The sequence below is a fragment of the Candidatus Latescibacter sp. IFSED24 genome, from assembly GCF_058273205.1.
This window is the reverse complement of the sequence record NZ_CM177850.1, coordinates 3,838,373-3,861,224: the sequence shown is the minus strand read 5'-3', so window position 1 is coordinate 3,861,224 and position 22,852 is coordinate 3,838,373. Positions and strand designations below refer to the sequence as shown.

The 22,852-nt window shown below is 69.6% G+C and carries 12 protein-coding genes; 6 read left to right on the top strand and 6 right to left on the bottom strand.

Annotated elements, in window-relative coordinates; translation table 11 throughout:
- Nucleotides 1-11: 11 nt before the first annotated feature.
- Both IFSED24_RS15570 and IFSED24_RS15565 read right to left on the bottom strand, forming a co-directional pair.
- Nucleotides 12-1,511, bottom strand: a complete 1,500-nt coding sequence (locus IFSED24_RS15570; protein ID WP_491332397.1) for a FlgD immunoglobulin-like domain containing protein — start codon at nt 1,509-1,511, stop codon at nt 12-14.
- A gap of 12 nt (nt 1,512-1,523) precedes the next feature.
- Nucleotides 1,524-2,144, bottom strand: a complete 621-nt coding sequence (locus tag IFSED24_RS15565) for a hypothetical protein (protein WP_491332396.1) — start codon at nt 2,142-2,144, stop codon at nt 1,524-1,526.
- 190 nt (nt 2,145-2,334) lie between these two features.
- Between IFSED24_RS15565 and IFSED24_RS15560 the strand changes: the two genes are divergently transcribed.
- On the top strand, nt 2,335-3,777 hold the full coding sequence (locus IFSED24_RS15560) for a trypsin-like peptidase domain-containing protein (protein WP_491332395.1): 1,443 nt from the start codon (nt 2,335-2,337) through the stop codon (nt 3,775-3,777).
- A 54-nt stretch (nt 3,778-3,831) separates the two neighbouring features.
- On the opposite strand, the gene IFSED24_RS15555 is transcribed toward IFSED24_RS15560, so the two are convergent.
- The 4 genes from IFSED24_RS15555 to IFSED24_RS15540 form a co-directional block, all read right to left on the bottom strand.
- Complete coding sequence (locus tag IFSED24_RS15555; protein ID WP_491332394.1) at nt 3,832-4,947, bottom strand: hypothetical protein; 1,116 nt, start codon at nt 4,945-4,947, stop codon at nt 3,832-3,834.
- Between the two features lie 103 nt (nt 4,948-5,050).
- Nucleotides 5,051-6,067: a hypothetical protein gene (locus IFSED24_RS15550; RefSeq protein ID WP_491332393.1), complete on the bottom strand. Its 1,017-nt coding sequence runs from the start codon at nt 6,065-6,067 to the stop codon at nt 5,051-5,053.
- Nucleotides 6,068-6,412: 345 nt separating this feature from the next.
- Nucleotides 6,413-7,924, bottom strand: coding sequence for a right-handed parallel beta-helix repeat-containing protein (locus tag IFSED24_RS15545; RefSeq protein WP_491332392.1), 1,512 nt, complete (start codon nt 7,922-7,924; stop codon nt 6,413-6,415).
- A 171-nt stretch (nt 7,925-8,095) separates the two neighbouring features.
- Nucleotides 8,096-8,677, bottom strand: coding sequence for a hypothetical protein (locus IFSED24_RS15540; RefSeq protein WP_491332391.1), 582 nt, complete (start codon nt 8,675-8,677; stop codon nt 8,096-8,098).
- Between the two features lie 176 nt (nt 8,678-8,853).
- Between IFSED24_RS15540 and amrS the strand changes: the two genes are divergently transcribed.
- From amrS to IFSED24_RS15515, 5 genes are all read left to right on the top strand, one after another.
- Nucleotides 8,854-10,098: an AmmeMemoRadiSam system radical SAM enzyme gene (amrS, locus tag IFSED24_RS15535; protein ID WP_491332390.1), complete on the top strand. Its 1,245-nt coding sequence runs from the start codon at nt 8,854-8,856 to the stop codon at nt 10,096-10,098.
- Nucleotides 10,095-11,618, top strand: a complete 1,524-nt coding sequence (amrB, locus tag IFSED24_RS15530) for an AmmeMemoRadiSam system protein B (protein WP_491332389.1) — start codon at nt 10,095-10,097, stop codon at nt 11,616-11,618. The genes amrS and amrB overlap by 4 nt, the downstream gene beginning before the upstream one ends.
- Before the next feature lie 6 nt (nt 11,619-11,624).
- On the top strand, nt 11,625-13,721 hold the full coding sequence (locus IFSED24_RS15525; protein ID WP_491332388.1) for a spermine/spermidine synthase domain-containing protein: 2,097 nt from the start codon (nt 11,625-11,627) through the stop codon (nt 13,719-13,721).
- Between the two features lie 130 nt (nt 13,722-13,851).
- Entirely contained in the window at nt 13,852-20,802 is a 6,951-nt protein-coding gene (locus IFSED24_RS15520) for a DUF7483 domain-containing protein (protein WP_491332387.1), read from the top strand.
- On the top strand, nt 20,799-22,841 hold the full coding sequence (locus IFSED24_RS15515; protein WP_491332386.1) for a PorV/PorQ family protein: 2,043 nt from the start codon (nt 20,799-20,801) through the stop codon (nt 22,839-22,841). The genes IFSED24_RS15520 and IFSED24_RS15515 overlap by 4 nt, the downstream gene beginning before the upstream one ends.
- The last annotated feature ends 11 nt before the right edge of the window (nt 22,842-22,852 follow it).

Here is a 22,852-nt window from a genome sequence, read left to right as displayed (position 1 = left end):
TCTTTGCTTAATTACATTATCAGCAGAATCTTGGCCTGCGCCGTCCCGGCCGTTCCCCGCAGCCGCACCAGGTAGAGACCGGCCGGCAGGGACCGTCCCGCCTCATCGCGCCCATCCCAGGCGAACTCCTGGTGCCCGGCAGCCACCGTTCCGGTCATCAGGGTCCGTAGGCGATGCCCGGCCGCATCGTGGATATCCAGCGTGATGCTGCCAGCCTGGGGCTGGTTCCAGGAGATCACCGTGCGCGGGTTGAACGGGTTGGGTGTGCAGCGCAGCGCCATGGCCGGCACCGGTTCCGGCGGTGTGGCCGTGGTCGCCGCCACCTCGTAGGCCCCCATGTCGGGGGACTGGCCTGCGATCCGTGGCCGGCCGGCGAGGTCGAGATCCGGCAGCCAGGGAGCGGCCGCCGAGGCCTGTGCCGCGTCGATCAGTGGCGAGTCGGTTTGCAAGGCGAAGGGCGCGGGGCCGAAGAGGTCGAACCGGGGATCGAGGTCCACGCAGCCGTTGCCGCCGGCCAGGAGCCCCACATCGCAGTAGGCCGTGTAGAAGGGCTTGGCTCCGCGAATCTGCAGGTCGTCGTAGTAGCTGGTGTCGTTGCCCCAGTAGATGCCGCCGATGTGGAGCGGCTTGGCGTGGACGTGGTCGACGCAGCCGGTGTGATAGAAGGCGCCCGGCGCCGCGGTGGTGTTGGCCGTGAAGGTACAGTGGACGAGCCGCGGATAGCTGTAGGAGGCGTAGAGGCCGCTGGCGCGCAAGAGGGCGTGGTTGTCGTGGACCAGGTTGTTGATCAAAAGCGGCGCCGCGCCGTAGTGGACGGCCATGGCGCCGCCGCGCTCGGCGAGGTTGCGGCGCAGGATGCAGTGGCTCACCTCGAGGTGCGAGGTGCCCACCACGCGGAGCGCGCCACCCATCCCGGGAACCAGGACGCCGCCGGCACCGCGTCGCGGCGGGCTGGGCGGCTCGGGCAGCGCCTTGCTGCACTCGATCACGCACCAGCGCACCCGGCTGCTGTCGCACGAGGCAGGAACGTTGAGGAAGGTCAGCCCGTCCCAGGCGGCGCGGCGCTCGTAGTCCGGCGTCCACTCGTCGGCCCGCTCGCTGGTCAGGACGATGGGTGCCGATGGCGTACCCACGGCCTGCAGGCTACCGTCGAGGACGGTCAGACCGAAGAAATCGGTGAACTCGACCCGCGCGCCGGCGGCGATGCGCAGGGTGGCTCCCGCCGTCACGGTCACCGCTTCGGTGACCCGCACCAGGGCGGCGTCCCAATCGGTGTCGGTATCGATCAGGCCACCGACGTCGAGCCGGCCAGTGTTCGCGGGGAGCGGTTCGATGGCCACGGGTGCTGGCCACGACCGCGCCTTGATCCCTGCAGGCAGGACACGGGTGCCGTAGCCGGCCGCCACCAGGGGCGTGTAGTCTCCCTGGTCGGGATCGCTCAGTCCCGGATCCTCGCCGACGATGTTGTTCCAGGGGGCCGCACCGGCCTCCGCCCACGCCGTGGGCAGCACTCAGCTGTATTCTCAGAGGAAGCAGAAGTGGTGGAACGGCTCGTCGTTCTGGTGCGAGTCGGCGAACCAGGTCCAGTTCTCCCGCACCTCCGGCAGCCCGTAGGCGCCCGTCTGCACCGAGAGCCCGAACGCCAGGCCGGTGGGCAGGTTGGGCCCGGCCTCGCTCGACCAGATGACGTAATCGAGCCCGGTGTCCACGCTGTCCACCACGATGTTGCGCTCGAGGACGATCCCCGCCCCCGCCCCTTGCAGCCGCAGGGCGTAGTCGTGCGGCCGGTAGAAGGTGCAATAGCGGACCGACCCCTGCGGCGACAGATCCTCGTCGGGAAAGATCTCCCCACGGAACCGGACCCCGCCATTCAGGACGATGCAGTCCTCCATATCGAGTCGATTGTCGCAGAAGCTGATGCAGATCTGCTGCCCCTGCAGATCGAGGACGGCGCCGTTGCCGGCGATCATCACGTCGAGCCCCACCTCGTCGCGAAGGAACTCCTGCCGATCGTCGTCCCACGTGGGACCGACGAGCAGACCACCCGTGTAGATCACGCCGGCCTCGAGCTCCAGATAGCGGTCATAGCCGTGTTCGGTCGGAGCCGCCTCGTAAACCGCCTGCAACGAGACGGCGGCGGCCATGGTCGTCGCCAGAACACCCAGACAACAGAGCAGAACGATGCGCAATTCAGGTGACCTCTTCACAAACCCATGGGCGATAATCGACATTCATGATAACACATCCGGTGCGGCAATTCCCGCCGAACACCGTTATCGTGGATCGCATATCGTGAGCCTGTTCCTACGCCCAGCCTTCCCGAGAGGATCCCCCATGCTCTTCGCAAGCCGACTTCGTCTCGTCCTGCCGGTCACCGTGCTCCTCGCCCTGTTCAGCGTCATGGTGCCGCCGGCCCATGCGGAGATCGACCCGCAGTACGAGCAAAACGTCTTCCAGCCGATCAGCGACCTGCTGCGCTCGATCTCGGAGACCGTCGACCCCTGCGTCGTCCAGATCTTCACCTCCACCTACGGCCCCCTGGCCACGGACCAGGGCCAGGTGGCCACCTTCGGCACACGGCGGGGCTCCGGATCGGGTGTCGTCCTCGACCCCCAGGGCTTCATCGTCACCAATGCCCACGTGGTCGACGGCGCCCGCCGCGTCCAGGTCCTCCTCTCCCCCCGCCTGCGCGAGGACCCTGCCGGCCACTCGATCGTCGACAACCGTGGCCTGCTCCTCGGCGCCCGCATCGTGGGGGTGGATCGCGAGACCGATCTGGCCGTGCTCAAGGTCGACTTCGCCGATCCCCTGCCCTACCTGCCCCTTGGCAACTCGGACGACCTCTTCCAGGGCCAGTTCGTCTTCGCCTTCGGCAGCCCCCTGGGCCTGACCAACTCCGTGAGCATGGGCGTGGTCTCGGCACTAGCCCGCCAGCTGGATGAAGAGTCCCGGATGATCTACATCCAGACCGACGCCGCCGTGAATCCCGGCAACAGCGGCGGTCCGCTGGTCAACGCACGGGGCGAGGTCGTGGGCATCAACACCCTGATCTTCAGCCAGAGCGGCGGCTACGAGGGATTGAGTTTCGCCGCGCCGAGCAACATCGTCAGCGTGGTTTACGAACAGCTCCGCAGCAATGGTCGGGTGCGTCGCAGCATGATCGGGGTCGCCGCCCAGACCATCACCCCCTGGCTCACCGAGGGCCTCTCGCTTCCCCGCGAACACGGTGTGATCCTCAGCGACGTCTACCCCCAGTCTCCCGCATTCAAGGCCGGGCTCCGGACCGGAGACATCGTGCTCTCGCTCGACGGCAAGCCCATGGAGAATGCGCGCCAGTTCCACGTGAACCTCTACGCCAAACCCCTCGGCAAGCCGGTGACCCTCGAGGTCCTTCGCGGTGGCGAGGTGAAGACCATCCAGTCCGACGTGGTGGAGCGTCCCGAGCCCAACCTGCGCTTCTTCGACATGGTCACTCCCCAGAACAACCTCATCCGTCGCCTCGGCATCCTCGCCCTCGACCTCGACGACGACACCGCCAAGCTCCTGCCCCCGCTGCGCCAGAAACGAGGTGTCATCGTGGCCGTGGTCACGGCCGATGCCTCGGTGCTCGGCGAGCCGCTGGCGCCGGGTGATGTGATCTACAGCCTCAACGGCAAATCGGTCGGGGAGTTGAAGGAGCTCAAGCAGCTGGTTCGGGATGTGGGGTACGGGCGGGCGTTGGTGTTCCAGGTGGAGCGGCAAGGGCAACTCCGCTACCTGACCATGCAGGTCGACTAGGTTGTACCCACGAGATTGTGTCCCGGGCCTGGGCCAACGCCCAGGCCCTCTCTTTCAAGCCGCCCGCTTCAACGCATGCCGCCGATTCACTCCCAACGCCGGCGTCTCCACCTCCCCCCAGTAGTACTCCCGCCACCGCCCCGCGAGCCCGACCTTCGACACGAATAACCGACCACTCAATATCCCCCCCACAGTCAACCGTCCCCCGAACAACCCAGCCTGCATCCCCGGCGTCTCCCCACACTTCTTCGTCCACCGCGGCCGCACGTAGTTCCGCCACACCAGGAACACAGCCAACCGCAGCGCCGCTCCCTGGCGACGCTTCGACCACGCGATCGTCTCCCGCTTGTGATTCCCGCTCCCATGACGCAGCAACAGATCCAGCAAGTTGATCTCGTACAGCGCGTTGTGCTGATCCCGACGATCCCGACTACTCGTCACCTCATGCCGGATCACCTTCCACGCCGTCTCCACCGCCCGGATCGCCGGCGGATACGACTTGTGAGCGTCGCTGCGGATGGTCACTGCCGCGGCCTTCCGCGTCACCGTCTCGAGCAGCTCCTGCATGTCCTTGCGCACCGCCCGCGGGTCGGGTCGCCCGAACTGCGCCTCCAGCTCCTGCCGACGCGCCTTCTGCCGCGCCGTCATCGATCCCTTCCGTCTGAGCGGACTGTCGGTGAAATGCAGGAACATCCCGGTTCGGCAGTCCACCGCCAGATGGAAGTGGAACGGGAAGTACTGGCTCAGCTCGAAGGATTCGAACCCGTCGACGGCGATCACCCGGGACGGCGACATTCGCTGTCGGATCTGCTCGTGGAAGAGCAGGCAGTGGCGGCCGAGGCGGTTGAGCTGGTTGTCGATGGTGGTCGGAGAGACCTTCAGGTCGGTGGCGATCTGGCGGTTGGCCATGCAGCCGACGGTCTTGGTCATCAGCTGAGGCAGGATGTCGGGGCGCTTGAGGTAGTAGGTGGTGGAGAAGGTCTGTGAACTGAAGGAGACACGGCAGTGCTTGCAGAGGAACCGGCGGATACGGTGGGGGGCGGCCTTGCGGTAGAAGAAGCCCATGCGTTTGCAGGGCCAGGGCTCGGGCAAGTCGTTGTGGAACTTGCAGTCAGGATTGGGGCAATGTGGGGGCCGCCAATCCTGATGATAGATATGGTGAGTATTCATGCCCCCGATATCGCAAATCGGAGGCCGGACACAGTCTCGATGGTACAACGGGGGCCAAGAGTCTCCTCTTGGCCCCCTTGGGAACTTCAATCAAGCCATCTGTTTAGTTGAACAGAGCCTTGACGCCAGTCCAGCTGTGGTTCTCGACGGCAGTGGTGCCCTCGATGTTCAGCTCGAGCACGTAAGTGAACTCGCCGGAGCCATCGAAGGTCTGGGGGCCGACCCAGTACCAGACAGTCGAGCCGGCAGCGCCACTGATGAACATCTCACCGGGGGTGCAGGGGCCGACGGGCACGTTCTGGACCACACCAACCGAGCCACAGTCCTGGGGACCCAGCTCGAAGGTGTAGGTAGCGAACTCGGCATCAGCGGTGATCTCGAGGACGCCGCTCTCGGGGATGACGATCTCGAACCAGTCGGTGTCACGGCTCTGGCCACCGTCAGCGGTGATGTACCAGCCGCTCACGCCGCAGAACAGGGGCTCGGTGATGGGCTGGAAGGGGTTGCCGAACTCGGGGCTGTTGCAGCCACCGTTGAAGGCATCCTCATAGCCGTCGACCAGCGCGGGCTCGCCCTCGATCTGGGCACCGGCCGGGCACTCGATGACACAGGGCTCGAAGCCGGTGATGCTGATCACGTAGTTACCGGAAGCGCCACCGTAGCCGTCGATCACGACGTAGTACATGACACCGGCGACCACAGGCATCTGCTCGATCTTCGAGACATAGTCGCTGTAGAAGTCGTCGTTGCAAGCCACGAGGACCAGGTTCTCGTCGTAGACGTAGAGCTTGGTGTCGTAGTCCGAGCCGAGCAGGTCGACATCGAGAAGGTTGTCAGCGTCGGGAACGAAGGAGTAGACGACGTCCGGCGAGGTGGAGCCGCTGTAGGGGCAGACCTCATCGTAGTCGTTGGTGTAACCAACGGTGGTACCCGTGCCGCCCTCGACGGGCAGGGTGACCATCACGGCGTCCAGAATGGTGTCGCCGCCCTGGCGGTCGCCGGAGGGAACGTTCTGGGGATAGTTCACGACGGGCTTGGCAGGCTTCTCGTTACCGAGATCGAAAGCCATGGCCGAGCCGACCAGGGTCAGCATCAGGGCGAACACTAGCAGTTTCCGCATGATGTAGTCTCCTCATTCGATTGTGTTTCCGGGCCCGGAAACAACTTCGTTGCGTAGGGGCGATTGGAGCCCCACCTCGGATGCTGGATGACGAGCTAATTCGCGTCATCCACCGGACCTGGGTCTTGATGCCGACATCAAAGATCAAACTAGTTGATTTCACTCTGATGTTGCAAATTGACTAATTCCAGGTTCAGGAGATATCGTAGCAGATTTTTTTTTGTATGTAAACATGGAAAATTGCGGTTGGTGTTTTATTTTTAGTGATACTCTTCATTGCAAAATACAACACGAACGGCGGACACAAGTCCGCCGTTCATCACGAATAGGCACAATAGCTCAAAACTAGCGAACCAATTGCATCCTTCCCTGGGCCTGCTGGTCGCCAGCCTTGATCCGATAGAGGTAGAGACCGGAGGGCAGAAACCGTCCATCGTCACCGGTCCCGTCCCACGATACCTCCCGGCGACCGGCCTGCATGTGCCCGGCATCGACGCGACGGACACAGCGGCCACGCGCGTCGAGGATACGCACCTCCACTCCGGTGGCCTGGCCCAGGGTGAAGGCGATCCGGGTCTGGGGATTGAAGGGATTGGGGTAGGCGCCGTGCAGGGTCAGCAGCGCCGGCGTCGACTCGGCGTGCGTGATGGCGTACTCGAGGATCGAGGGGTCGAAGTCCACCGGCCCCAGCGACAGATCGTCCGCCTGGTGCCAGATCCGGTCCTCGACATCCTCGAGGGTGAGCACCTCGCCGGGTGGCGCGTAGATGTTGTTCTCGGCGCTGATGGGATTGCTGGTGTTGTTGAAGATGGCGTAGACCTCGTCGCCGAGCCCGTTGTCGATCATCACGTTCCCGCCGCTCGACTGGCCTTCCAGCGCCTCGGCATGCCCGAGGTCGGGCTGGGCGCCGCCGGTGATGGCGATGCCGTACCAGTGCTCGCGGATGATGTTGGCCTCGATCACCGGCTGGTTGTCCCCGTTGCAGGCGATGCCGAAGCCCCAGTTGACCGTGTCGGGATTGATGGTGTTCGCCACCAGCCGGTTGCCGACGATGGTGGGATTGGCGCCAACGGAGTAGCAGAGGATCCCGTACCCGCAGTCGCGGATGTAATTGCCCTGGATCAGCGCCTGGCTCAGGTTCCAGATGGCGATGCCGCCGCTCTTGGTCTGGCCGCCGATGATCAGGCAGTCGCGGATGGTGGGCGAGTTCACGCCCTGCAGGCCGATGTTGATGTACGGGTAGGGACTGCTGTTGTCGAGGTTGTTGCGCTCGAGCGTGCAGTGGTCGATGAGCGGGCTGCTGCCCAGGGTCATGTAGATCGTCTGGGCCCGGTTGTCGGTCAGCAGGCAACCCACGACCTCGCCGCCGCTGCCGGTCAGGTCCACCGCCTTCTCGAGCGTGTGCCGGATCCGGCAGCTCACGAGCCGGATGTCGGCGTAGACCACATCCACGCCGTAGCGGCCGTACTCCAGGGTGCAACCCTCCAGGTCGAGCACCGATCCAGCGTCGGTGTCGCGGAAACGGACACCGTACCAGTCGCCGGGCTGGGCCGTGGCCGAGGTCAGGTGGGCCTGGCGACCGATCAGCGAGCCGTGGACGTCGAGCTGCACCTCGCCGCTGGTGTCGGCGAACACGAGGGTCTGGCTGTGCTGGAGCTCGAGGCGGTCGGTGAGCGAGACGGTGATGCTGGCGTGGACAGTATACTGACCTTCGCTGCCGGTGACCGCGCCGTCCGAGGCGGCAACCAGATCGTCGAGGGTCCACTGGACGCCGGTGCCGGGGGTAGCGTAGTCGGCGAGGGCGGGGGCGGCGATCAGCGCCGCGAAGAGGGCGAGGAACGCGAGTCGGCGGAACATGACGGTCTCCTGGGTGGGGGTTCACGGCCGGTGAAATATCGCCCCATTGTAACACACCGGCCGGGGTCCATGGGACACCCGGCCGGTGAGAGTGACCGCGGCTGGAGAGGGGACAGCCGCGGTCTTGGGAACGGACTCGCCTGCAGAGCCGCTCCCAGTTCCTGAAGCCCTCTACTTGGTGGTGGCCGCCACCTTGTTGGGGACCGCCGGCTTCTCGGCCGACTTGGTCGCGGTGCCGCAGCTCGTCTTGCCGCTACAACTGGAACCGCACGTGGCGGCCGCGGCAGCGGTCGCCTTGGCCGATTCCACGGCCTGGTCGTAGCTCGCCTTCAGGCCAGCAGCATCCTTGCCGCAGCAGCCCATGCCGGCGGTCACGGCCTTGGCGCAGCACTCGTGCATGCCGGCCAGAGCGGTCTGCTCGGCCCTTGCCGTGGCGACCTTCTCGGTGTAGGCGGCCTGCAGGGCGGCGGCATCCTTGCCACAGCAGCCCTTGCCCGCGACCACGGCAGCGGCGCAGCAGGCGTGCATGTCGGACAGGGCCTTCTCGTTGGCCTGGTAGTCCGCGTACTTGGCCGCAACGGCCGCCGCGTCCTGACCACAGCAACCCTTGCCGTTCTGCGCGGCCTCGACGCAACACTCGCCCATGGCGACCGGGTTCTTGGCCTGGGCATGCTGGTGCAGGTCTCCGGCCACGGCCACCGCCATGAGACTGGACAAGGCCAGGACGGTCAGCAGGATGGAAATGCGCTTCATGGAATCTATCCTCTCGCTCTCGGCCCTTGATCGGGCCGTGATATCCGCGAATCTCATCGGGTGAAATCCGACAAGATCAGTGTACTTTACTGGGTGACCCGACGCCAGAGATTTTTACACCCCCATTTCCTTGCCTTGCCGCGGTCCTGAACCGATGATGAGATGGGAGGTGCATCATGCCCCGATCCCCTCGCCTCGACCCCGGACGGCGGCGCTTTCTGCGCACGTTCCTGCGCTCGCTGGCCGCCACCGGCGCCCTGGCGGCCTGGCCCGGATTCACCCTGGCCGCCGACCGGCGCGGCGCGACCCTGGCCCAGCTCCTGGAACAGGCCCCGGTGGCCCGCTGGTGGGTGGGCGCCGACCCGGATGGCGCCAGGCCGGCATCGGACTGCACCTCCTGCCACGAGATCGCCGACCTCGCAGGCCGCACCAGCTTCACCCACGACCATGCTCCGGTCCGCTGCCTGCTCTGCGCGCACCGCTGCCTCATCGCTGCCGGCGAACGCGGCCGCTGCCGGGCGCGCTACAACGATGACGGCATCCTGCGCAGCCTGGTCTGGGGACGACCCATCTCCTCGCACACCGACCCCATCGAGAAGAAGCCCTTCTACCACTTCCTGCCCGGCGCCAGTGCCTTCTCCCTGGCCACCAGTGGTTGCCCCCTGCGCTGCCGCTTCTGCCAGAACTGGGAGATCAGCCAGGCGCGGCCGGAGGACTACGCCGCCGACATCGTCACCCCTGACCGCATCACCCTGACCGCCCGCACCCGCGAGGCCGCCGTGGTCGCCTTCACCTACAACGAACCCACCGTGTTCTTCGAGTACCTGTTGGACATCGCCGAGCTGGCCCGCGAGGAAGGCCTGCGCTGCGTGCTCGTCTCCTGCGGCTACATGGAGCCCGGCCCACTGCGCGACCTCTGCGGCGTCCTCGACGCCATCAAGATCGACCTCAAGGGCTACCAGCCCGCGTTCTATCGCGACGTGTGCCAGGCCGAACTGGCGCCCGTCCTGCGCACCATCGAACAGATCGCCGCGTCGGACACCCACCTCGAGCTGGTCAACCTGGTGGTGCCCACGCTCAACGATGCCGACGGCGACCTGCGCGGCCTCTGTGCCTGGGTCCACGACCATGCCGGCGCCGACACGCCGCTGCACTTCACCCGCTTCCATCCCGATTACCAGCTGCGCAACCTGCCGCCCACGCCGGTGGCCACCCTCGAACGCGCCCGGCGTTTCGCGCTGGACACGGGTCTGCACTATGCCTACGTGGGCAACGTTCCCGGTCATCCGGGCAATCAGACCTATTGCCCGCAGTGCGGCGAGGTGGTCATCTCGCGCCAGGGATTCTTCGTGGCGCAGACCGACCTGGTGGACGGGTGCTGCCGCCATTGTGGCGCCATCATCGAAGGAGTCTGGCGATGATCGTCCGCCTGCTGCTGACCCTGTCGCTGCTGGCCGCCTCGGCCCTGGCGGACACCGTCCCCGATCCAGGAGCCCGGCCCGCCGCCGTCGCGGGCAGCTTCTACGAGGCCGACCCGGCCCGACTGCGCGCCGGGATCGAGGCCTTGCTGCGCGACGCCAGGACTCCCCGGCCCGGCCGGCCCCGGGGACTGCTCGCGCCCCACGCCGGCTATATCTATAGCGGTCAGCCCGCCGCCGACGCCTGGCGACAGCTCCAGGACCGCGACCTCGACCTGGTGGTGATCCTCGGCACCAACCACACCTGCCAGCCGTTCCGCGGCGCCTCGGTCTACCCTGGCACGGGATACCGTACGCCCCTGGGCACCGCTCCGGTGGATCGGCCGCTGGCCCGCCTGCTCCTCGAGGACCACGGCCCGCTCTTCCGCTATCGCGCCGACTGCCATCGTCGTGAGCATTCGGTGGAGGTCCAGGTCCCCTTCGTGCAGGTCCTGCTGCCCAGCGCCCGCATCCTGCCCCTGGTGATCGGGACGCGGGACCCAGAGACCTGCCGCGAGCTCGCCGAGGTCCTCGCCTCGGTCCTGCGGGGACGGCGGGCGGTGATCGTGGCGAGTAGCGACCTTTCCCACTACCCCGACGGGTCGGTGGCCGTCACGGCCGACAGCGAGGTCCTCCGGGCCGCAGCCTCGCTCGACCCCGAGGCCGTGAGCCGCACCATCGATCGCCTCCAGCGTCAGTCGCTGCCCGGACTGGATACCTGTGCCTGCGGCGAGGGCCCGCTGCTGGTGATGTTGCACGCGGCCAGCATGCTGGGCGCCAACCACGGCGAAGTCCTCAGCCGTGTCCACAGCGGCGAGACGGCGCTGGGCGAGCCACAGAGGGTGGTGGGCTACGGTGCGCTGCTGGTGAGCGAGCGCCGCGAACCCGGCCGGGAACTCGGCGCGCTCACGCCGCCATCGCCCGCAGACCCCGAGCAGCCGTTGACCGATCCCCAGGAGTCCGCCCTGCTCGCGCTGGCCCGCCGCACCGTCCAGCAGTTCCTGGCCACCGGCACCGCCCCGCTGGCCCGTGACCTCGACCCCCGTCTCGCGGCCCATCAGGGCGCCTTCGTCACCCTGATCGATCAGGACGGTCGTCTGCGCGGTTGCATCGGGCACATGGCCGAGGACCGCGCGCTCGGCGAGGTCGTGGGCGCCATGGCGATCCAGGCCGCCGTCGGCGACCGTCGCTTCCCGCCGGTGACCGCGCGCGAGATGCCGTCGCTGCACGTGGAGATCTCGGTGCTCACGCCCCTGCACCCGGTGCCCGGCCCCGAGGCCGTGCGCGTGGGCCGCGACGGGGTGGTGATCCGCCGCGGTGATCGCCAGGCGGTGTTCCTGCCGCAGGTGGCCACCGAGCAGGGCTGGGACCGCGACACGCTGCTCACCCGGCTGTGTCGCAAGGCGGGGCTGGACGGCAGCGCCTGGCGGCGTCCGGGCTGCGAGCTGTCGACCTTCCAGGCCCAGGTTTTCGGAGAGGAATGACCGACCATGCAGCTGGTCCTCGTCGGCTTCGCCACCCTCCTCGCCCAGGTCGTCCTGCTGCGCGAGATCGGCGTGGCGAGCTACGGCGGCGAGATCGTCTACGTGCTGGGCCTGGCCATCTGGCTCGGGGGAGGGGCGATCGGCGCGGTGGCCGGGCGCGCTCGCCCGCAGGCCTTGCCACTAGCGGCCCTGGTGCTGGCCGCGGCGGTGCCGGCCGGTCTGGTGCTGGCGCGCGGCCTACGCCCGCTCCTGGGCACGGCACCCGGCGCCGACCTGGAACTGGGCCGCCTGCTCGTCGGCACCATCCTGGTGCTGGCCCCGTCCGGAGCCGCCGCCGGCGTGCTCTTCCGCCTGGCGGCGGCACGGCGTATCGCCGACGGCGGCGTCCCGGGACGGACCTATGCCCTCGAATGCCTCGGCGCGGCCGGGGGCGGCGCCATGGCCAGCGTCTGGCCCGCGCTGGGCTGGCCCGCCCTGCTGGCCGCGGCCCTGGCGAGCCTGGCGAGCCTGGCTCTCGCCGCCACGGGCGGCCGCGGCTGGCGGCTGGGAGCGGTCGGCGCTCTCGTTCCCCTGCTCGTCATCGCCATCGTGGCCGGCGACACCGATCGCGCCCTGACCCGCTGGACCCACTCGCACCTGATCGACACACGCGACACGCCGCACGGCCGCCTGACCATCGAGGTCGACCAGGGGCGGCTCGCGATCTTCCAGGACGACAACCTCATCTTCTCGAGCGAGGATCCCAGCGGCGAGGAGCTGGTCCACCTGGCGGCCACCCAGCGCGACAGCCTGGGCCGGGTGCTCGTCCTCGGCGGCTGGCTCGAGAACCTAGCCCGCCAGCTCGCCCCTTACCGGCCCACCACCCTGGTGCAGGTGGAACCCGACGCCGACCTGGTCCGGCACGCCTTTTCCCATCTGCCCGACCGCGACCCGCCCTCGGCCGTGATCCTGGCCGACCCGCGCGCCTGGCTGCCCGCCAGCCAGGGCCGTTTCGACCTCGTGGTCTCGGCCCTGCCGGACCCCCTGACAGCCCGAGCCAATCGCTACTGGACCCAGGAATTCGCCGAGCTCTGCGCGCGGCGCCTGACCCCGAGCGGCGTCCTGGCCCTCCGCCTACGCACCAGCGAGAACCTGTGGACACCACGCCAGGCGCGACGCGTGGCCTCGGTGTACCGCGCGCTGCGCAACGTGTTCGCCGACGTCCAGGTCCTCCCCGGTCAGGCCACCGTGCTGCTGGCCTCGCAGCGGACCCTCGTCCGCGATCCGGACCGCCTCGCCGCTCGTTTCACGGACGCCGCCCCCAGCACCGCCCTGGCCTCCCCCGCCTGGCTCCGCTGGCGCTGGACGGGCGACCGCACCGCCGAGGTGGCCTCGGCGCTGGCCGAGGCCCAGGTGCCTGCCAACACGGACGTGCGCCCGGTCTGCTTCGGCGACACCCTGCTCTGGAATCTGGGCCGGGTCTTCCCTGGCCTGGGCTGGCGCTCGGCGCCGCGGCCCGGCCGCTGGCTCGCGCCCACCGTGGCGGTGGCCGTGGTCCTGGTCCTGCTGATCCGCCGGCGAGGCCGGGGAGTCCGGGCCCTGGTGGCCGGCTACGCCGGCCTCGCCGCCATGATGCTGACCAGCGTGCTCCTGCTCCATCATCAGACGCGGCTGGGCGTCCTCTATCGCGACCTGGGCCTGCTCCTGACCCTGGTCATGCTGGGCCAGGCGTTCGGCGCCCACCTCGGTTCGTGCCGTCGACTCCAGCGCACGGGCCGCTGGCGCCTGCCCGGGCTGCTGGTGGTGCTCTCGTTCTGGAGCTTCCTGGCCACCCTGGGCCTGCTCGCCGGCGGCAACCTCGTCGCCAGCGCGCTCTGGCTCACCGGGACCGGCATGATCACCGCCATGATCTTCGCCTCCACCGCCTGCACCCCCGGCGCCGACGTGGGCCGCCTCTACGCCGCCGACCTCGGCGGCGGGGGCCTCGGCGCCCTGGCCGCCGCCGTGCTCCTGATCCCCTTCAGCGGCCTGCCCGCCACCGCGCTGACCGTGGCCACGCTGGCATTCCCCGCCGCGCTGGCGGTCTGGCCTTTCGGCGTCCAACCCGGACCAGGACAGTCCTGAGCTAAAGCAGAAGTCTTTCCGACCGATCCCCAAACCGACGGAGGAGAAGCCGGACTGGTCGTGAGATCCGTCTGGGATTCGTCAACCCACTACATCGGACCGGACCAACGTGCCGGCTGGATCGAACCACATGTCCTGGCCGCCAAGCCGTAAAGAACGTTCCGACTCCTGCGCCAGGCGTCTCCTGGCGCTGGTGCTGGGCCTGTCGGCCATATGGGCGACCGAGGCCGGAGCCCTGATGACCACCGGATCCTATTCCGGCAACGGCGTCAGCGGCCACGAGATCGCCGGTCTGGGTTTCCAGCCCGCCGTGATCATCATCAAGGGCAACACCACCGAGTCGGCCATCATCCACACCGAGGCCATGCCGCCGGGCTGGTCGAAACAGCTCGCCCAGGAACGCGACTTGCTGCCCGACCGCATCACCGCGATCACCGCCGACGGTTTCCGTATCGGTAGCGACTGGGACGTCAACCGCGGCGGTGTGGACTATCATTACGTGGCCTTCAGCGACGATCCAGGCACGCTCGTCACCGGCACCTACGTCGGCGACGGCGCCGCCGATCAGCTCGTGGACGGACTCGGTCTCGCACCGGGCATGGTCCTGCTGATCCCGGGCAACTCGGCCCGCTGCCGGATCCGCACGGTGGACATGCCGGTGGGACAATCCGTTCCCTTCGATGATGTGGGCCTGGAAGGCGACGCCATCACCCAGACCACGGCGGACGGTTTCCACGTAGGGTCGAGCTGGCAGGCCAACGAGGCGGGGACGACCTACAATTACGTGGCCTTCGCCAGCACGGCGGGGCGGACCAGCTTCGGTTCATACACCGGGGATGGCTCCTCCAACCGGGTCCTCAACGTCGCCGACTTCCGTCCACTCTGGGCGTTGACCAAGGCTGGCGGCAGCGCACCCGGCGCCCATCTCACCACGGAACTCGCCGGCAGCAACGAGTCCCTGAACTTCTGGCCCGAGCTTAACTTCTCCGAGGGGCTCAAGCAGTTCACGGGCCAGGGCTTCTCCGTCGGTGCCCATCCCCAGGTCAACGAGGACGGCCAGACCTACTACTGGGCGACCTTCGCCGACGGCGGCGACATCGCCGACCTCGGCGTCGCCCTGGACCTCGACCTCACGGACGTCGAGCGCGGCGACACCGTCACCTTGACGGCCACCCTGTCCAACGGTGGGCCGAGCGCGGCCACCGGAGCCATCCTCCAGGTCGAGATCCCCGCGGGGCTCGCCCTGCAGTCCCTCACCCCCGACGCCGGCGTCACCGACGACCAGTCCACCGCGGACCTCGTCCATCTCGCCTGGGATATTCCCGGCGGCGAGCAGCGCCAGGCGGTGGCCGTCTTCACCGTGGAGACCGGAGCCGCCACCCGCGCCGTTACCGGCCGCGCGGTCAGCAGCCTGCAGCCCGACGACAACACCGCCAACAACGTGACCACCGCCGAGCTGACCGTGGCCACCGCCGACCTGGCCGTGACCATGGCCGCCGACGATCCGACCCCCACGGCCGGCACCGTGGTCCAGCTCACCATCGGCCTGGACAACGCCGGACCGGACGAGGCCCTGGGCACCGAGCTCACCGTCACCCTGCCCGCCGGCCTGACCCTCACCGGCTGGACTCCGGAGACCGGCAGCTTCGATGACGCCACCGGCGTCTGGACACCCGGCCCCGTTGCCATGGGCGGCCACACCGAGCTGCTGCTCGACCTCCTGGTGGGCGGCGACCAGGGCGGCCAGACCCTCACGCCCACGGTGGCGGTCACCGCCGGCCGCAACGACCCCCAGCCTGCCGACGACACCGCCAGCAGCGCCCTCATCATCGGCGACGCCTTCGACCTCGCCCTGGCCGCCGTCTTCGCCCCGCTGGCCGCCGACGCCGGCGACACGGTCGCCCTCACGGTGACCGTGAGCAATGCCGGTCCGGGCGCCGCTCCCGGTTTCGCGGCCACCGTGGACCTGCCCGCCGGCCTGGTCCTGGTGGACCACGCGGCGGACACCGGCAGCTTCGATGCCGGCACGGGCGCCTGGACATCCAGCGCGTCCCTGGACGCCGGCGACGCCCCCGCGCTCACCCTGAACGTCACTTCCAACGCTGACACCAGCGGCATCCTCACCGCCAGCGCCAGTCTCGACACCCTCGCCGGCGACACCGATCCTGGCAATCACGAGGCCACGGCCGATCTCACCGTGATCGCGGTGACCGACCTCGCCGTCACGGCCACCATCGAACCGGCCATGGCCTGGCCCGACGATCCGGCGACTCTCACGGTGATCCTGGCCAACGACGGCCCCGGTCTCGCCCCGGCCGCGCGGGTCCAGCTCTCGCTGGCCGCCGACCTGCTGATCGCCGGGCAGAGCGCCGACGCCGGCGTCTTCGAGCCCGGTACGGGCCTCTGGTCGCTCGACACGCCCCTGGCCAGCGGCGCCACCCGCACGCTCAGCCTGGATCTGATCGTGGATACTGGCGCCAGCGGCGTCCTGACGGCCATGGCCGTCGCCACCACCCAGGGCAGCAGCGATCCCCAGGCCGCCAACGACACCGCCGTCGCCGCGCTGACGGTGGGCGAACCCTCGGACATCGCCATCGAGGCCGCGGCCATGGCGGCCGACGAGCGCGCGCTCCTGCCCGGCGGTCCCGACGACGAAGTCCTGGACTTGCGTGTGATCAACCACGGCAGCCAGGCGGAACGGCTCACCGCCCTGACCCTGCACAACGCCGTCACCGGTGGCGTCGACCAGGCGGTCCAGGATGCTTACTGGAGCGATGTGGTGCTGCAGGATCATCACGGCATGGTCCTGTCCACCGACGGCTTCAGCGACGGGAGGCTAGAGGTCACGGGCCTCGACCTGATGGTGGCCGCCGGCGATACGCTCACGCTGCTCCTGCGCGGCGCCGCCGATCTGAATGCCCCCGACGGCGTCGAGCTGAGGCCCGAGATCCAGTCGGCCGGCGACCTGGCGTTCGCCGCGCCGGTGACCATCGTCGGCGACTGGCCGGTCCATGCGCCCGGCATTCTGAGCATCGACGGCATGACCGCCGCCCAGATCACGCTGCACGAGGTGGGCGCCGAGGTCTTCCAGATGGGGTCGGTGCGCAACCTGGCTCTGGACGTGACCCTGCCCGCCAACGGCGGTCAGCCCGATCATCTGACCAGGCTCAACGTGATCAACCTGGGCACGGCGACGCCGCTCTCGGTGATCGCCCGCGTGGAGGCCTGGGCCGACGACGGCGACGGGACCTTCGACGCCGCGGCCGACACGCGGATCGGCGACATGTACTGGACCGGCGGCCAGCGCTACGAGGCCAGCGAACTCTGGCAGCCCATCACCGCGAGCGGTCTGCGGGTCTTCGTCACCGTCGACGTGAACGAGGCCGCGCTGGGCGGCACCGTCCAGCTCAGCCTGCCCGCCGGCGACGACACCGGCGTGGGCGTGGCCAGCGGTAACGACGGCCCGGTGGATGTGCCGGTGATCAACCCCTACGTGCAGACCATCTCGGCCACCGACAAGGTCGTGGTCACCACGGTCTCCATCCCCGCGCGCATCGTCCATCCCGGCGACCAGCGCGTGCCGCTCCTGCATCTCGTGGCGCGCAACCTCTACGCCGGGGAGCGCACCGTGCGCCGGTTGCGCGTGCGCAACGTCTCCAAGGGCGTCGCCGGGGGCGCCAGCCAGGACGACCTCGACGGCATGGTCGATCAGCTCTTCCTGCAGGTCGACGGCGATGGTGACGGCCAGCTCGACGGGCCGGACATCGACCCCGTGGTCACCTCCACCACCTGGGTCGACGGTGTCGCCACCTTCGAAACCGTGCGCTGGGTCCTGCAACCCGACGCCGTGTCCCATCTCTTCCTCACCGCCAACGTCGCCACCCTGGGCGCCGCCGATGGCGACAGCCTGGGCGCCGTGGTGGGCGGCGCGGCCGACCTCGACCTCGATCCGCCCTCGGCCCTGGTCGGCGCCTGGCCCCTGGCCAACAACGCACGCCATCAGATCGACGGCATGGTGGCCGCCCAGTTGACCTGCCCCGCGGTGCCGCCGGTCTCGCTCACGGCCGAAGATGGCCCGGTCCTGGCACTGGACCTCACCATCCCGGGCAACGGCTACCTCGCCGACACCATCACCAGCCTGCGCCTGGCGAACCTGGGCAACGCCACCCCCGGGGACATCGCCAGCCTCGGCCTGTGGGCCGACGACGGCGACGGCATCTTCATGCCCGGCCTGGACACGCCCCTCGGCGATCTCGTCGGCTCGGGACAGGACTGGATCGCCCTGGACCTCGACCTGCCCGTGCCGGCCGCCGGCCAGCGGCTCTTCGCCGGCCTGACCGTGGCCACAACCCCCACCGATTCGGCCACCGTGCGCCTCAGCGTCCCCCGCGACGGCGTGGAGATGGTCTCGCAGAACGACGGCCCCCTCGACGGCGCGGTCACCAGCCCCACCTCGCTGCTCATCTCCACCGCACCCCTGCTCTCCAGCCTCGCCTTCGAGCTGGAGCGCAGCACCACGGAGATGAGCGTGCCGGTGACCATGACCGTCTCCAACGTGGGGGGCGAGGACGTGGTCGGCATCGTGCCCAGCGACCTACAGGCCACCGGCGACGGCAGCGTCACCCTGGCGTCGGGCCCCATCCCGGCGAGCCTCGACCTCGGCCAGGGCGAGAGCGGCACCTTCACCTGGGTCTACGACGCCACCGGCGCGGGTCCCGTCTTCATGACCGGCCGCTGCGAGGGCGACGGCGTGGTGGGCGGACAGCCGCGCGGCTCGCTGGCCACGGTTTCGGCGCCCCACACGGTGCTGCTGCCCGCTGTCGATCTCGGTCTCTTTCCGGTGACCAACATGCCCTTCTCCATCAACCGTGGTCAATCCGGAGTGGTCCCGCTCTCCCTGACCCTGCTCAACAGCGGCGGCCCTCAGCGCGCCGACCTGCGCCTCGAGCAGCTCGTGATCACCCTGGACGACGGCGACGACAACCCGGTGGCGCCCGCCGATCTGCTGTCGCGAGTGACCGTACACGAGGGCATCAACATCTACTGCGACCGCACCGAATTGGAGACGTCCGGCCAGACCATGACCCTGGCGTTCGATCCGCCCGTGGTGGTGACGGCCAGCGAACCGGTGAGCCTCCTGCTGCGTCTGGAAATCCTTCTGGATACCCAGGTGAGCCGCTTCCGCGTAAGCCTGGAATCGCCAGCCGATCTCCGGGTGGTCGACAACCTGAGCGGACTCTCCCGCAGCGTCCAGCTCGTCGATGAAGACTTCCCCATCCGCTCGACCACGGGCAGCATCGTGGCCCAGGCCACCGGCTTGACCGTGGCCGCCGCCCCCCTCGCCGATCGCACCGTCGGCGCCGGCCAGGACGCGGTCGAGCTCCTCCGGCTGCAGCTCGCCAGCCAGGGCGACGAGACGGGCAGCGAGGTCGAGGTCGGAGCGTTCGCGGTATCGGTGGTGGACACCCTCGGGCGACGGCTGCCCGACGTGGCGACACGGCTGTCCCGGCTCTGGGTCCAGGGTCCGCTGGCCACGCACGCGGTGCGCGACCTGACCGGTCCTGCCGACACCCTCGTGGTGTTCGAGTGCCTGCCCCAGATCACCGTGCCCGTGGGATCGCCTCCGGTCAACGTGTCGGTGCTGGGCGACCTGACTGCGGATCCCGTCCTGGGGCCGCTCCGCCTCCAGCTCGAGCCCGCCGACCGCTTCGATGCCCGCGACGCCAACATGGCCACCGACGTGCCGGTGATCTACCAGCCGGCCGCCATCGCCGGCCCGGTGGTCACCGCCCAGGCCCCGGCCTCCACGCTGGAGCTGAGCGGCTTCGCCCAGCTGCCGCCGCGGATCGCCCAGGGGGCCCACGACGTGGCGGCCCTCACCTTGCACCTGGACCATCCCGGCCAGCCCGGCACCGCCGCCGTCCGCCTCGACACCCTGCGCCTGGCCTGCCTCGACCATCGGCGCCGGCCCCAGGACGCCGACACGATCCTCGACGGCTTCCGGGTGCTCTGGAACGGCGTCGACCTCGCGCTCCCGGTCGCCTACCAGGACGACTTCGTGCTGCTGCTGCTCGACGGACGGCTGCTCGCACCGCAGACCCGGACCACCCTGGAATTGCGCGTCGACATCGAGGCCAACGCGCCGGCCGGCGGCCTGGAGCTGCTGGCCACGGCCGCCTGCCTCGTCGCCCGCGACGCCAACCTCCTGACCCCCGTCGCGGTGACGCCCGCCACCGGCGCCATCCTGCCCGTCAGCTCCGGTCTGGCCCAGCTGCAACCCGCCTCGGGCGAGGCCGTGGCCGGCTGGCTCGACCGCCTGCCGCCGCTGCTGCCCATCGACGGTTCGCTGACCGAGGCGGCCCACCTCGTGCTGACCAATCCGGCGCCCGCGGGTGCCGCGCCGCTCGAGCTGCCCAGCCTGGTCGTGCACGCCACCGACCGCGACGGGACCCCGCTGACGGCGGGAGCGGCCCTCACGTCGGCGGAGATCCTGGTCGGCGATGTCCTCTGGGCTTCGCTGGAGATCGCCGAGACCGACACCGCCATCGCGCTCGCCGCCGATCCGCCCCTCGTGCTCCCTGCCGGCGAGAGCCTCGCACTCGTGCTCCACATCGCGGGCCGCGCGGGCGGTGCCGCCCGCGGCGTGAGCCTGATGGTGTCGGCCGACGACCTGGTCTGCACCCAGCCCGGCAGCACCGATCGCGTCACGGTCCGTCCCGACGCCGGCCTGGTCTTCCCGTTCCGCACCCAGGCGGCCGGCCTCGGCGCCGCCGACCTCGCCGCCAGTTACATCAACTTTCCCAACCCCTTCGCCGCCGGTCGGCAGGCCACGGCCTTCGCCTTCAACCTGCCGCGTCCGGGGCGGGTCTCGCTCCGCATCTGGACGCCGCGCGGCGAGTCGGTGACCACGCTCCTGCGCGACCGTTCGCTCGGCGCCGGCCTCCATCAGGATCTGGGCTGGGACGGCCGCAACGGCAAGGGACAGGTCGTCCGCAACGGGGCCTACCTCGCCGAACTGACCGTGGATTACGAGGGCGGCGGCCGCGAGCGGCTGCTCCGCAAAGTGGCGGTGGTCCGATGACGGCGCGGCGCGGCCCGAGCCGCCTCCTCGCATCGCTGCTCCTGCTGTCGTGCTGCGTGCCGGCCTGGACCGCGCGCGCCATGGACGACGGCGGCGGACGCTCGGTCTTCGCCACCGGCGCCGGCAACCGCGCCCTCGCCATGGGCGGCGCCTTCTGCGCCCTGGCCGACGACGCCAGCGCGCCGATCTGGAATCCCGCCGGCCTCGGCCGCGTCCAGCGTCGCGAGCTGCAGGCCAGCCAGACCACCCTCTTCGGCCTGGGTTTCAACGAGCAGTACGCCTCGTTCGTGCTGCCGAGCTGGCGCTGGGGCACCACCTCGCTGACCTGGCGCCGTTTCGGGGTCGACGGCATCGAGGAGCGCGACGACCGCGGCTTCCTGCTGGGCGACGACCTCGAGGACAGCGAGACCGAGCTGGCCCTGGGCTTCGGCCGCAGCCTCCTGGACGGCGACCTCGCCCTGGGCGGCACGCTCAAGCTCCAGCGGCAGGCGCTGGCCGGCTATCAGGACAGTGGGGTCGGCATGGACCTGGGGATCTGGGCCCGCCCACTCGCCCTGGCCGGCTCGCAACATGGACTGGCCCATCAGCTGGCGCTGGGCCTGTCGATCCGCAACGCCATCGAGCCCACCATCAAGCTGGATCAGGACAACGTGCCCGACCCCACCGCCATCCGCGCCGGGCTGGCCTGGGCGGGCGACCTGGCCAGCGGCCTGCGGCTCCGCGTCGCCACCGATCTGGAGCAGACTCGTGGCATGGACAGCCGCTGGCACCTCGGCGCGGAAGCCCGGTTGCACGACATCCTCGCCGTCCGGGTCGGATCGGCCGCCGGCGACCTCACCGCCGGCCTCGGCCTGAGCTGGCAGGGCCTGGGCGCCGACTACCAGTACGAGGACAATCCCCTGGGCGACATCCACCGCTTCGGGCTGGCCATCCGCTTCGGCGCCACCGTGGCCGAGAGCCGGCAGGCCGCCCAGGCCGCCGCCGAGGCGGCGCTGCAGGAGCGTCTGGATTCGGCCTTCGCCAGCCGCAACCAGCAGCGGGAGCAGCAGCTGGTGGCCAGTACCCGCAGCGCGCTAGACGCCGGTTCCTGGCAGCGGGCTCTGGACCTGGTCGGCACGCTCACCGTGCTCGCCCCCGAACGCACGGACCTGGACGACCTCGCCGCCACCGCCTGGCGCGGACTGGCCCGCGATCAGGAACGCTCCGGAGACCTCAACGCCGCCGCCCTCAGCTGGCGCCGCGTGCTGACCATGGTGCCGGACGACTCCCAGGCGCGCCAGGGGCTCGCTCGCGTGCAGGCCGAGAGCGACCAGCGCGCCACCCGCAGTCGCGAGATCCGCGCCCGCTTCGCCGCGGCGCTCGACGCCTTCAGCAGCGAGGACTGGTTCACCGCCCGCGACGGTTTCGCAGCCATCCTCGAGATCTCGCCCGACGATACCGACGCCGCCACCATGCTCGACCGGACCGAGAGCGCCATGACCCGCCGCGCGGCGGCGCTCGCCGAGGAGGCCGTGACCCTGGCGCAGGCCGGTCAGCTCGAGATCGCCGGCAAGCGGCTCGAAACCGCCCGTCGTCTCGACCCCGAGGCGCCAGGCCTGGCCGCCGCCGCAGCCGAGTTCGACCACCAGGTCGCCCTGGCTTCCAGTCGCCTGGCCGAGGATCACCAGCGCGTCCAGCCTGACAGGGAGGCGCCAGGCACCCCGACGAGCGCCAGCCTGTCGCCCGAACGCCGGCGCGAGATCGCCGATCTCTACCGCCGCGGCCTCGACGCCATGGCGGCCGATCGCCGCCAGGAAGCCGTCCGCTACTGGGAACTGGTCTGGTCGGCCGACCCCGACCACGAGAACGTGCGGGAGCTCCTGGCCCAGGAGTACCTGTCCACCGGCATGGAGGCCTACGCCGGCGGCGGTCTGCGCCAGGCCGTGGCCAGCTGGGAGCAGGCACTACGCGTCGACCCCACGGACTCCCGGGCCCGCGGCTACCTCGAGCGCGCCCATCAGCAGCTCTCCCGCATGGAGAAGATCGTCGGCAGCCGCTAGCCTCCGGAAAG

Excerpts from the sequence above, each read along its gene's own strand:
- IFSED24_RS15565 (WP_491332396.1), bottom strand. The coding sequence starts at position 2,144 with ATGGCCGCCGCCGTCTCGTTGCAGGCGGTTTACGAGGCGGCTCCGACC.
- IFSED24_RS15560 (WP_491332395.1), top strand. The coding sequence starts at position 2,335 with ATGCTCTTCGCAAGCCGACTTCGTCTCGTCCTGCCGGTCACCGTGCTC.
- IFSED24_RS15555 (WP_491332394.1), bottom strand. The coding sequence starts at position 4,947 with ATGAATACTCACCATATCTATCATCAGGATTGGCGGCCCCCACATTGC.
- IFSED24_RS15550 (WP_491332393.1), bottom strand. The coding sequence starts at position 6,067 with ATGCGGAAACTGCTAGTGTTCGCCCTGATGCTGACCCTGGTCGGCTCG.
- IFSED24_RS15545 (WP_491332392.1), bottom strand. The coding sequence starts at position 7,924 with ATGTTCCGCCGACTCGCGTTCCTCGCCCTCTTCGCGGCGCTGATCGCC.
- IFSED24_RS15540 (WP_491332391.1), bottom strand. The coding sequence starts at position 8,677 with ATGAAGCGCATTTCCATCCTGCTGACCGTCCTGGCCTTGTCCAGTCTC.
- amrS (WP_491332390.1), top strand. The coding sequence starts at position 8,854 with ATGCCCCGATCCCCTCGCCTCGACCCCGGACGGCGGCGCTTTCTGCGC.
- amrB (WP_491332389.1), top strand. The coding sequence starts at position 10,095 with ATGATCGTCCGCCTGCTGCTGACCCTGTCGCTGCTGGCCGCCTCGGCC.
- IFSED24_RS15525 (WP_491332388.1), top strand. The coding sequence starts at position 11,625 with ATGCAGCTGGTCCTCGTCGGCTTCGCCACCCTCCTCGCCCAGGTCGTC.
- IFSED24_RS15520 (WP_491332387.1), top strand. The coding sequence starts at position 13,852 with ATGTCCTGGCCGCCAAGCCGTAAAGAACGTTCCGACTCCTGCGCCAGG.
- IFSED24_RS15515 (WP_491332386.1), top strand. The coding sequence starts at position 20,799 with ATGACGGCGCGGCGCGGCCCGAGCCGCCTCCTCGCATCGCTGCTCCTG.